Raw genomic sequence first — 12,087 nt, 5'->3', positions numbered from 1 at the left:
TTTTTTGTGTCTAAATTAAAATGTATTTATTATACCATTTGGATTAATTATAGTTACTGAATACAATGAAAATAAGGTTTCAAGTACAAAAGGCTGATTAGGCAATAGTGAATATTCTGCTAAAAACAAAAAACCAGCCTTAATGGCTGGTTTTTATTAGTCAATTAGGAAACCTAATTAGAACGAGTTACTATTAAAACTGGTTAGAAGTATTGTTAGCGCCGCCTGCTTTAAGCGCATTTTCACCAGCAAAGTATTCTTTGTGATCATCACCCATATCAGAGCCTGACATGTTTTGATGTTTAACACAGGCGATACCTTGACGAATTTCTTTACGTTGAACACCTTCAACATAACCAAGCATACCAGCATCACCGAAGTACTCTTTAGCCAAGTTATCAACAGACAATGCCGTTGTATGATAAGTAGGAAGCGTGATTAGGTGATGGAAAATACCGGCTTCACGTGAAGTATCAGATTGGAAAGTACGTATTTTTTCATCAGCTCTTGCAGATAATTCAGAAGCGTCATAATCAGCATTCATTAAATCAGCACGAACATAAGAAGATACGTCTTCACCAGCAGCAACCATTGCATCATATGCTTGTTGACGGAAGTTAAGCGTCCAGTTAAATGAAGGACTGTTGTTGTAAACAAGCTTAGCATTCGGGATTTCTTTACGCACTTCGTTCATCATTGCCGTGATATCAGCAACGCTTGGTGTAGCCGTTTCAATCCACAGAAGATCAGCGCCGGCTTTAATTGCTTCGATGCTATCAAATACACAACGTTCTTCACCAGTACCTTGACGGAATTGGTATAAACCTGAAGGTAAACGCTTAGGACGAACAAGTTTGCCGTCACGGTTGAAACATACATCGCCTTCAGCCATTTGTGACACATCAATTTCTTCAACATCTAAGAAAGAGTTATAAATATCACCTTGATCGCCGGGCTCTTTAACAACTGCTATTTCTTTAGTAAGACCAGCACCTTCAGAGTCAGTACGTGAAACGATAATACCGTTATCGATACCTAGTTCTAGGAAAGCATGACGTAATGCACGAATCTTAGAATGGAAGTCAGCGTGAGGAACCGTTACTTTACCGTCTTGATGTCCACATTGCTTTTCATCAGCTACTTGGTTTTCAATTTGAAGAGCACAAGCACCGGCTTCAATCATTTGCTTAGCCATTAAGTAAGTCGCTTCAGCATTACCAAAACCAGCATCGATATCAGCAATAATTGGTACAACGTGAGTAACGTGGTTATCAATTTTATCTTGGATAGCAGCTTTGTTGCTTGGTGCCGCAGCATCTAATTCGCGGAAAAGACCGCCTAGTTCACGTGCATCAGCTTGACGTAGGAAAGTGTAAAGCTCTGCAACCAAAGAAGCTACTGATGTTTTTTCGTGCATAGATTGATCAGGAAGAGGACCAAACTCGCTTCGAAGTGCAGCAACCATCCAACCAGAAAGGTATAAGTAACGACGATCTGTTTTGCCATCAAAATGCTTCTTAATAGAAATCATTTTCTGTTGGCCAACAAAACCGTGCCAGCAACCTAGAGATTGAGTGTACTGTGAACTATCAGCATCATAAGCGTCCATATCTCTACGCATAATGTCTGCCGTATACTGAGCAATCTCTAAACCAGTTTTGAATTTGTTCTGTGCACGCATACGTGCAACTGATTCTGGGTTTATAGCATCCCAAGAACTTCCTGCATTTGCTTTAATCGCTTGAACTGCTTCTATTGCACTTTGATAGTTAGACATAACATTCTCCAAAAGTCTTGCTGTAGATTAATTAGTAGTTATTACTAGGTATTAGTTTTGGTTATTTAACTTTCGACTTAGAGACATTAAATCAGAGGTTGAACCTCAAGATGACTATAAGAAAGTAAGCTTTCATACCGGACTACAAAAACAATACCCCATCACATAGGTATTTTTGAAATATATAATCTCTATTACCACCATTCACACTATGAATACAAATACCCATTTATTGCCATAACTAGCTGCTTTATATTGCTCAAAAGATAAAATTTCATTGAATTAGCCTTTCATTTAGCTTATATCTATCTCACTTATATTTATTTACAGAGCCATTAATGACATGAATATTTCTAAAATTGATTTGAACTTGCTTATTTATTTAGACGTATTGTTGCGAGAGAAGAATGTTACCCGGGCAGCAAGCCAACTTAACATTACGCAACCAGCAATGAGTAATGGCTTAAAACGACTTAGAACTTTATTTAACGACCCTATTTTAGTACGTACTTCTGACGGTATGGTTCCAACAGAACGTGCTCGTGGTTTGGCACCTAGCATTCGTAAGATATTGCTTGAATTAGAAGAAGCATTACAAGGTGAAGAAGAGTTTAACGAGTTAAAGAGCCAACGTGTTTTTAGAATAATGGCGAGTGATTATGCCGCATCTACTTTAATTCCGACTCTATTAAAGGCCTTAAATGAAGTTGCACCCAATATTACCCTTGATATAATGACACCGAGTGATGTGACCTTCCATGATGTTGAGGCGGGTAAAATTGATATGGCGATAAATCGCTTTGATGAATTACCACAATCTTTTCACCAAAAAGCTATTTGGCGTGACTCTTTCTCATGCTTATTAAGTGCTGATAGCCCATTAGTAAGTAAATTTAATTTAAATGCTTATTTAGGTGCTAAACATGTCTGGGTTTCAAAAACAGGCTTTGGTGTGGGTGTCGGCATGGATCCTAAAGATGTTCAGAAACTAGGTTGGGTTGATGAAGCGCTTGCCCGCTTAGGTAAAAAACGTGACATAAAGGTTTTTACCCGTAATTATCATGTCGCTATGCAACTAGCTTATGAAGATAACTTAATTGCGACCCTACCGACAAAGGCTGCGCAGTTACACAAGAATGATAGTAATTACACTATTGTAAAGCCACCTTTTGATATCCCTGATATTGAATTAAAAATGATCTGGAGCCCTTTGCTTCATCATGATGCCAGCCACATATGGTTTCGACAACTCGTTATTGCTGCGGCACTAAAATGTCAGGAGAATATTTAATCTACTATGAATAATGTGCTTTATACCATTTTTGTCATCAGTATAAGTTTGCTGCTAGGTAAGCTCGCTAATTATTTATTAGCGGCTTTGCCAGCCAGTTTATACGGCATGATAATTTACGCGCTTTTTTTACAACTCAATTGGTTTAGTATCGAAAAGGTAACCAAAACTAATCAGTGGTTTATTAAACATATGGGTGTATGCTTAGTGCCTGCTGGCATGGGGATTATCAATCATTTTGAACTCATTCAACAACATGGTCTTGCGCTAGTGGTCATTATTTTTAGTACCACGTTTATTTTACTCACGGTTATTGGCTACTTGAGTGAGCGTTTTTTAATAACACCGGATAATCACCAAACAAACACAACGGCAGATTCAAAATAATGCTGACGACTTTCATCACTAACAGCCCTATATTGGCCAGTATAGTTATCACCTTAATCACCATAGCAACGTATCAATTCGCGGCCGCTTGCCAACAAAAATGGCAATATATATGGTTAAACCCTATGCTATTCACTATTAGCATTTTGGTGCCTTTTTTGCTATTAACTGAGATTAACTATCAGCAATATAGCGATAAAACTCAAATACTTAATCTTCTACTCGAGCCAGCTCTTGTTGCCCTGGGTTTACCACTTTACCAGCAATTGAAGCAAATACGCTTTTATTGGCGAGAAATGACCGCGATTTTAGTCTTAGGTATTACGGTGGTTATTATCGTAAGCTTTATGCTTGCTATGTGGTTGATAAAAGCCCCTGAAATAGCGATAGCCTTGTCATTAAAATCAGTCACAACGCCCATAGGTATCACCTTAACGGAACAATTATTTGGTGATAGCTCCATCACAGCTTTTGCAATATTAATTGCTGGCTTATTTGGTGCTTTACTCGGTCCTCAATGGCTTAGTTTCATTGGGGTTAATTCAGCTAAAGCTCAGGGTTTAGCTATTGGTAGTGCTAGCCATGTTATTGGCACAGCGGTACTAGTACGTAAGAGTGCGGAACATGGTGCATACAGCTCTGTAGCATTGATTTTATCCGCTGTTCTCACCGCACTTATCAGCCCTTGGTTAATACCTTTACTGCAGAAGTTATTTTACTAAAACAGCTCAATTTAATGAAACACCCTGTATTATTCACAAGGTGAATGATGTTTATCATAAAGTACAATAATATGAATTACTGTACTTCATCTGCATCAGACAACTTACTTAACCCTTATTTTACAGCGACTTGACGACTTACCTTTATCTATAATCTCACCCTACTTTCTTTTCTACCCCTAAAGCACTATTGCCAGCAGTGATAATAAGCCATAGGATTATCACTAATAGTTATTTCTACGCCTTTTTTGGCTACACTGTCATTGAAATGACGCTAGAAATAGAAACTTTTATATAGATATTCTTGAACGTTCAATACCAAATTTTGAATATAAGGTGAAGTAATAATGTCAGCGACAGTAACGATAGAGAACTTAACAGTAAGCCAGTGCCTTTTTGATTTTATTGAATATGAAGCATTGCCTGGTACGTCGATTAGTTCAGCGCATTTTTGGCAACAATTTTCCAGTATAATTAATGATCTTAGTCCCGAGAACAAGCAGCTTTTATTAAAACGTGATGCCTTACAAGCTAGCATTGATACTTATCACCAAGACAACAAGCCGCTTGAATTCTCTCACTATAAAAAATTCTTAGCGGACATTAATTACCTTGTACCGCAAGTAGATGATTTTAATATCAACACCTGCAATGTTGATAATGAATTAGCATTGATGGCTGGTCCACAACTTGTTGTACCGATAATGAATGCCCGTTTTGCCTTAAATGCTGTAAATGCTCGCTGGGGAAGTTTATACGATGCACTTTATGGTACTGATGTAATAAGTCATGATAATGGTGCACAGCCAAGCAAAACATATAATCCGATACGTGGCAAAAAGGTTATCGCGTTTGCCAAAGATTATTTAGACCAAGTCATTCCACTTGTTAACGGTAATCATAGCCAAGCCGTTAGCTATCACTTAACCGAACAACAATTGATGGTAGGTTTAGCTGACGGTCAACAAAGCCCCTTAAAAGATCCATCGGCATTTATCGGTTTTACTGGCAGCATAAACAAACCTGAGTCAATGATGTTTATTCATCACGGCTTACACCTCAATTTATTGTTCAATGATGATAGCGCTATTGGTAAAGAAGATGCTGCGAACCTGAGCGATATAATACTTGAATCAGCGTTAACCACTATTATGGATTGTGAAGATTCAGTAGCTGCAGTTGACGGCGAAGATAAAGTATTAGCTTACAGAAATTGGCTAGGGCTTATGACGGGCAAGTTATCTGCTACCCTCAATAAAAATGGTCAAACGATAACCCGCACCATGAACAAAGATTTAAGTGTTCAGACGCTTACTGGCGATAACGTTACCCTTAAAGGCCGTAGTTTGATGTTTGTCCGCAATGTCGGTCATTTAATGACAAACAATGCCATTATCGATAATCAAGGTAACGAAGTACCTGAAGGCATACTTGATGCAATGATCACCAGTTTAGTTGCCTTGCATGATTTGAAAGGTAATAGCGAATATAGCAATAGCAGTGAAGGTTCTATTTACATTGTTAAGCCTAAAATGCATGGCCCTGAAGAAGTGGATTTTGCTAATACCTTATTTTCTCGTGTAGAAACGGCATTATCATTACCTCAAAATACCGTGAAAATGGGTATAATGGATGAAGAAAGACGCACCAGTGTCAATTTGAAAAACTGTATTTTCGCTGCTAAAGATCGCGTAGTCTTTATCAATACCGGCTTTTTAGACAGAACTGGTGATGAAATTCATACTTCAATGATGGCAGGACCAATGGCCCGAAAAGCTGATATAAAGCTAACACCTTGGATTGCCGCCTATGAAGATAACAACGTTGATGTAGGGCTTGCTTGTGGGTTTAGCCAAAAAGCACAAATTGGTAAAGGTATGTGGCCAATTCCTGATCAAATGTCGAACATGTTAGCAACCAAAATAAACCATGTTGAAGCGGGGGCTAATACAGCTTGGGTACCGTCACCGACTGCGGCGACACTTCATGCTTTGCATTATCATCGAGTTAATGTATTTGATTTACAAAAGCAACTTACCCAGCGTAAGTCAGCTAACATAGATGATATTTTAACCATTCCACTAGCAGAACATACTAATTGGACTGAACAAGAAGTTAGTGATGAGTTAGACAATAACTGCCAAGGAATTTTAGGTTATGTAGTTCGCTGGATAGATGATGGCGTAGGCTGCTCTAAAGTACCTGATATAAATAATGTAGGTTTGATGGAAGATAGAGCCACTTTACGTATTTCTAGCCAGCATATTGCTAATTGGCTTACTCATAACATTTGTACAACAGCGCAAGTGCAAGCCAGTTTAGAGAAAATGGCGAGTATTGTTGATAAACAAAACGCTAGTGATAGTAGCTATCAAGCGATGAGTAATGACTTTAACAATAACATAGCTTTTAAAGCCGCTGCAGCGTTAATATTTTCAGGTGTAGAACAGCCTAATGGCTATACAGAGCCTTTATTACATCAATATCGCTTAGAAAAAAAGTGTCAGCTCAGCTAACCTCTAACGATATTACAACTCATTACTTCAAACTTAATGTTGAAAGCTGAATGTTTAAAACTGGATATTTAAAATAAGCAAAACTGCCATTATGGAAATATCCCGTAATGGCAGTTTTTCTTTATCGCCTATGTAAGTCACAGGAAAGAATGGAAGTAGCTTGCACGAGTAAATTGTTACTCATTTAAATCATTTGAAATACTTATTCAGCTGAACTGTTCTAATAATAAAGGTACTTATGTTGAATTACTGTCACTTTCTCTTTGAAATGTTCAGTTAAAAGCTATAAGCCATCTGCCGTGTGAAAGGTGCAGCTTATCTCAATTGGCTAGCATAATGATTAAACAACTCTTAAAGTAACATTTGTAACAATTAAGTAATGTTAAATTTTTAAAACAATACACTTAAAATACTGGCATAGCTAAAAGGATAGAAGCAATGAAATCAATTAAAGTACTATTAAGCAGTTGTGTTATCACATACATAACATTGATCTCTATTTCTACAGCTAATGCCAATCCTACCGTTAAAGTTCAACATTTAAATGTGACTAATACGCTAACAAATAAGTTTAATAGTTACGATATAATAAGCACTGCAAGTGAAATACAAAATAATTTATCAGTCAACTATCGAAATAGTCTATCTACCGGTTTGTTTATGTCTAATCCTGCCCTATTTAATAAAAAAAGCGCAGAGATAACAACAGATATAGTCAATAAATCTAACGACTTTTTCATTAGTGCTATGATATTTAATGACAAATTACATCAACTTATTTCATATTTCACTATTCCTAGCAATGAAAGTATGACTAAATCGCCTCTATCAACCACAGAGAGTACGGTAATAAAGCAGAAATGTAATAGTAAGTTAAATTTTAGCTAGTCTTCTCTTATTTCAACGTGGGAATGTCATCAGAATAGGAATACCCTATTCTCCTGAAACTATTGTCACTTTGACTACTTGCCTTTTTGATACGTTGATCATTTCCCCAATATTTTCCCTGCGCCCATCTTAAAGCTGCTTTTTGATAAAAATCAAAACTAAGAATATTCTCAGAGCGTATTTTACGTTACTCTGCTCTATACTTTTTTGTTAGCTTGTTTACCTATGAAAACATTTAAAAAACTACTCTTCGGCTTTCTACTCATTAGCTTGTTAGTTATAGCAACAGCATCAACTTGGCTTTACAGTAAAGTCGATAGCGCCCTCCCCATACTCGATGGAAAAAAAACAGTTTTTGGTCTAAAAAAATCTGCCATTATTGAGCGCGATGAGCAAGGTATTGCCACAATTAAGGCTCAAAACAGAAATGACATTGCCGTAGCTTTGGGTTTTGTTCATGCGCAAGAACGGTTCTTTCAAATGGATTTACTAAGGCGTAATTCTGCAGGTGAGTTAGCAAGCTTATTTGGTCCTTTAGCCCTCGATTATGATAAATCAATTCGTAGACATCGCTTCCGAGACAGAGCTAAAGTAATAGTTGCTCAACTACCTAAAAAACAACACGAATTAATTAAAGCCTATACTCGAGGTGTCAACCAAGGACTCAAATATCTAAATTCATCACCTTTTGAGTACCTGCTTTTGCAACAGGAGCCGGTTCAATGGAGTGAAGAAGACTCAATTCTAACAATTTTTAGCATGTACATAGATCTTCAATACCATGATGGACGGCGTGAGCGCACATTAGGTTTAATGAAAGCCGTTTTATCCGGTGACGTTTACGCATTTTTAGATCCAAAGGGTAGTATATGGGATGCAGCTATAGATAATAGTCATTACCCTCAAGCGCCTATGCCTTTAAATGCTTGGCCCTCAGCTTCTAGTTTTAACGCAATCCCTAAAGACAATAGGTACATCAAAGCGACCGCATTAGCTGATAGTAATGAAAATAAGTATCAAGGTGATCATTTGCCTGGCTCTAATAGTTGGGCTGTATCAGGGGCTTTAAGTACTACAGGTAGTGCGATAATAGCTAATGATATGCACCTTGGTATTCGTGTACCTAATACTTGGTTCCGCGCTTCTTTTGAATATCCACAGTCCCAAACGGATAATTCAAAAGCAGTAGGTTCAAACACAGTTATAGAACAAATTAAAGTGACGGGTGCCACCTTACCTGGTACACCGAATATGGTAATTGGTAGTAATGGTAATATAGCCTGGGGCTTTACCAACAGCTATGGTGATTATAGTGATGTCATTTTATTAACCACAAATGCTGATAACAGCCAATATCTAACGCCTTCTGGTTTTCAAGATTTTATCCTTCATAAACAAGTAATCGCGATAAAAGATCAAAAAGCACAAGAAATAACCGTAACAGATACCATTTGGGGCCCAGTTATTGGTAAAAATCATCAAGGACAATTACTTGCCTATCGCTGGGTTGCACATGATAAAGAGGCTATTAATTTCACAGCTACTGAGTTAGAACAAGCAAAGACAGTAGAACGTGCTTTCGATATTGCCGCACGTACCGGTATTCCGTCTCAAAACATGCTGATAGCGGATAACAACGGCGATATTGGTTGGACAATTATGGGACCAATCCCCAACAAAAAAGGCAATATTGGCGAAACGCCACAATCATGGGATTCAGGAGAGAATAGCTGGCAAGGTTATTTAACGCCTGAACAATACCCTCAGATAAAAAACCCAGAAAACCAAAGATTATGGACAGCAAACTCTCGCGTTGTTGGTGGCGATATGGTTGAAAAGCTTGGTAATGGTGGTTACGCACTTGGTGCTCGCTCACAACAAATTAGAAATAATTTACTGATTCAAGAAAAATTTGATGAACAAGCTCTGCTTAAAATTGGCTTAGATGACGAGGCGGTATTTTTACAACGTTGGCAGCAGTTTATTCTTGAGACAGTATTGACCAAGAAAGTACTCGCACAAGAGGAAAATTTTGTGCAGGTAAAAAATCTTTTAGAAAACACCGATGAATTAAGAGCAAGTGTCGACTCTGTTGCTTATCGCTTAGTGCGTAATTTTAGAATCAATCTAAGAGACAACGTTTTTTTCGAATTAAAAAGCAGTTTACATAATATTGATAAAGCATTTAACTTCAAGGCTATTCGCCACCAAATAGAAGTCCCTTTGTGGCAATTAATTAATGAGCAACCAGAAAACTATATGATGCTAGGTGAGAACAGCTGGCAGGATGTGTTCACGAAAGCACTAGAGTTAACGGTGGCAGATATGTCTATTAATCAACCTTTAACTGCGGCTACTTGGGGCCAACAAAATAGCTCAGCAATAAAACATCCATTAAGTAGTGCACTGCCCTTGCTAGACCATTGGTTGGATATGCCAACTAAAGCATTAGCCGGTGATAGTTATATGCCCAGAGTACAAGGAAACGCCTTTGGTGCTTCAGAAAGAATGGTGGTATCACCGGGTTACGAAGAAAATGGTATCTTTCATATGCCAACTAGCCAAGCTGGTCACCCGTGGAGTCCATATTATGGCATGGGACATAGTGACTGGGAACATGGTGTGCCTTCTCCATTTTTACCCGGTAAAACGTACTATAAGCTGACATTACTTAGCTATTAAATGATTCCCTGTGTAACTTAATCTTAATAAAATAAGAATTTAACAAACTTAACCAAGATAGATGACGAGATAATATGACAACTTTAATTATTTGCTTATTTTTAGCACTGCTTTTACCACTACTTGCAAAAGGCCCTGTCGCTTATGCCATGGCTAAACTTGGAGGGTATAATAACAACCACCCAAGGGAGCAACAAAGCAAGTTAACTGGATTTGGTGCACGTGCTTTAGCCGCGCATCAAAATGCTTTTGAATCAGTCATTCTTTTTGCCCCAGCGGTAATTTTAGCGGTGGCAACTGGCAACACCCAACAAAAAATAGTCATATTGGCTGTTGTTCATATTATTGCAAGAGTGTTATATAACATTTTCTATTTGTTGAATATCGGCCTATTAAGATCGATAGTATGGGCTATTGCGACCTTCTGTAGTTTCACTATCGTATTTCAATGCATTCCTTAACGTGCATTCATTAACAAAAAACGTCTAAAGAAACAGTTGACACTATTTAGCTAAGCTAGCTAGAGTAACTACTCAAAGTATGAAATCAATTAACGATAAAAAGGTAAACAAGTGAGCGAAAAGTTAGATTTAAATGAAATACGCCAAGAAATAACGCTTTTAGATCAAGATTTATTAGCTTCATTTGCTAAACGCCGTGCGTTAACACTTAAAGTGGCGAAGAGTAAAGTACAGCAAATTCGCCCTATTCGAGATCAACAACGCGAACAAGAGTTGTTAATACGCTTAATTAAACATGGTAAAAGCTTAGGGTTAGATGCTCACTATGTCACCAGTATTTTTCAAACAATTATTGAAGACTCGGTATTAAATCAGCAAGCTTACTTACAGAGCTTAGCAAACCCTGATATTCAAGTGCCAACTGTTAGTGTCGCATTCTTAGGTGATAAGGGTTCATATAGCTATCTCGCCAGTCATCGATATTTTTCACGACGTGCAGAGAAGATCATTGAATCTGGCTGTCAAAGTTTTTCCGATATATTACAGCAAGTAGAATCGGGTAAAGTTGATTACGGCATGCTGCCTATCGAAAATACAAGCTCTGGTAGTATTAACGAAGTTTATGACCTACTTCAACATACTAATCTATCAATCGTTGGTGAAATTACTCAACCGATAGAACATTGTCTGCTAACTTCGGTAAACACCACTTTAGATAAAATAAAAACGATTTATGCTCACGGTCAGCCTTTTGCGCAATGTAGTAATTTCTTAGATAAGCAAAATGGTATTCGAATTGAGTATTGCGATAGTACCGCTGACGCAATGGCAAAAGTGGCTGAATTACAAGACGATACTATCGCCGTAATAGGAAGCGAAGAAGGTGGTCAGCTTTATCAGTTACATGCCCTAGAACAATCTATTGCGAATCAAACTGAAAACCATTCGCGCTTTATTTTAGTTGCTCGTAAAGCCGTTGACGTCGCCGAACAAATACCAGCTAAAACAGCTATTATTTTGTCTACCGGACAAAAGGCGGGTGCCTTAGTTGAATGCTTGTTAGTTCTTAAAGATAAAGGAATTAACATGTGCAAGCTTGAGTCGCGTCCTATTCAAGGGCGACCTTGGGAAGAAATGTTTTATATTGATGTAGAAGCGAATTTAAAGAGTTTCGCCCTACAGGAAGCAATTAACGATATCACACCACACACTAATTTCATTAAGGTATTAGGCTGCTACCCTATTGAACACATCAGCCCTACTAGTGTTCCGAGCAGCGAAATTTAAAAAACGTGCAACTAGTGCTTTATGCCATTGCCTATAAAGGCATATAGCACTAGCGAGTCTTTCAGGAAAGTGTTAT

The 12,087-nt window shown here is 37.8% G+C and carries 9 protein-coding genes; 8 read left to right on the top strand and 1 reads right to left on the bottom strand.

Annotated elements, in window-relative coordinates; genetic code table 11:
* Positions 1-193: 193 nt before the first annotated feature.
* The gene (locus tag CXF85_RS01740) at positions 194-1,777 is read right to left on the bottom strand and encodes an isocitrate lyase (protein WP_101226793.1); all 1,584 of its coding nucleotides are present in this window, start codon (positions 1,775-1,777) and stop codon (positions 194-196) included.
* Between the two features lie 343 nt (positions 1,778-2,120).
* Between CXF85_RS01740 and CXF85_RS01735 the strand changes: the two genes are divergently transcribed.
* The 8 genes from CXF85_RS01735 to pheA all read left to right on the top strand — a co-directional run bounded on the left by CXF85_RS01735 (position 2,121) and on the right by pheA (position 12,011).
* Positions 2,121-3,068 (top strand): LysR family transcriptional regulator, encoded by a 948-nt coding sequence (locus CXF85_RS01735; RefSeq protein ID WP_101226792.1) that lies wholly within the window; start codon positions 2,121-2,123, stop codon positions 3,066-3,068.
* A 6-nt stretch (positions 3,069-3,074) separates the two neighbouring features.
* Entirely contained in the window at positions 3,075-3,455 is a 381-nt protein-coding gene (locus tag CXF85_RS01730; protein WP_101226791.1) for a CidA/LrgA family protein, read from the top strand.
* On the top strand, positions 3,455-4,177 hold the full coding sequence (locus CXF85_RS01725) for an LrgB family protein (RefSeq protein WP_101226790.1): 723 nt from the start codon (positions 3,455-3,457) through the stop codon (positions 4,175-4,177). Before CXF85_RS01730 ends, CXF85_RS01725 begins: the two co-directional genes overlap by 1 nt.
* Positions 4,178-4,524: 347 nt before the next feature.
* Positions 4,525-6,693, top strand: coding sequence for a malate synthase G (locus CXF85_RS01720; protein ID WP_101226789.1), 2,169 nt, complete (start codon positions 4,525-4,527; stop codon positions 6,691-6,693).
* 438 nt (positions 6,694-7,131) lie between these two features.
* Complete coding sequence (locus CXF85_RS01715; RefSeq protein ID WP_101226788.1) at positions 7,132-7,581, top strand: hypothetical protein; 450 nt, start codon at positions 7,132-7,134, stop codon at positions 7,579-7,581.
* Positions 7,582-7,806: 225 nt separating this feature from the next.
* Positions 7,807-10,263: a penicillin acylase family protein gene (locus CXF85_RS01710; RefSeq protein WP_101226787.1), complete on the top strand. Its 2,457-nt coding sequence runs from the start codon at positions 7,807-7,809 to the stop codon at positions 10,261-10,263.
* 74 nt (positions 10,264-10,337) lie between these two features.
* A complete protein-coding gene (locus CXF85_RS01705) occupies positions 10,338-10,724 on the top strand; it encodes an MAPEG family protein (protein WP_101226786.1) in 387 nt (128 codons plus the stop codon).
* A 111-nt stretch (positions 10,725-10,835) separates the two neighbouring features.
* Positions 10,836-12,011, top strand: a complete 1,176-nt coding sequence (pheA, locus tag CXF85_RS01700) for a prephenate dehydratase (RefSeq protein WP_101226785.1) — start codon at positions 10,836-10,838, stop codon at positions 12,009-12,011.
* The last annotated feature ends 76 nt before the right edge of the window (positions 12,012-12,087 follow it).

It is taken from the genome of Colwellia sp. 75C3, assembly GCF_002836255.1.
Classification (GTDB): domain Bacteria; phylum Pseudomonadota; class Gammaproteobacteria; order Enterobacterales; family Alteromonadaceae; genus Colwellia.
Note: the sequence above shows the minus strand (reverse complement) of the source record. Positions and strands in the feature narration are given on the sequence as shown.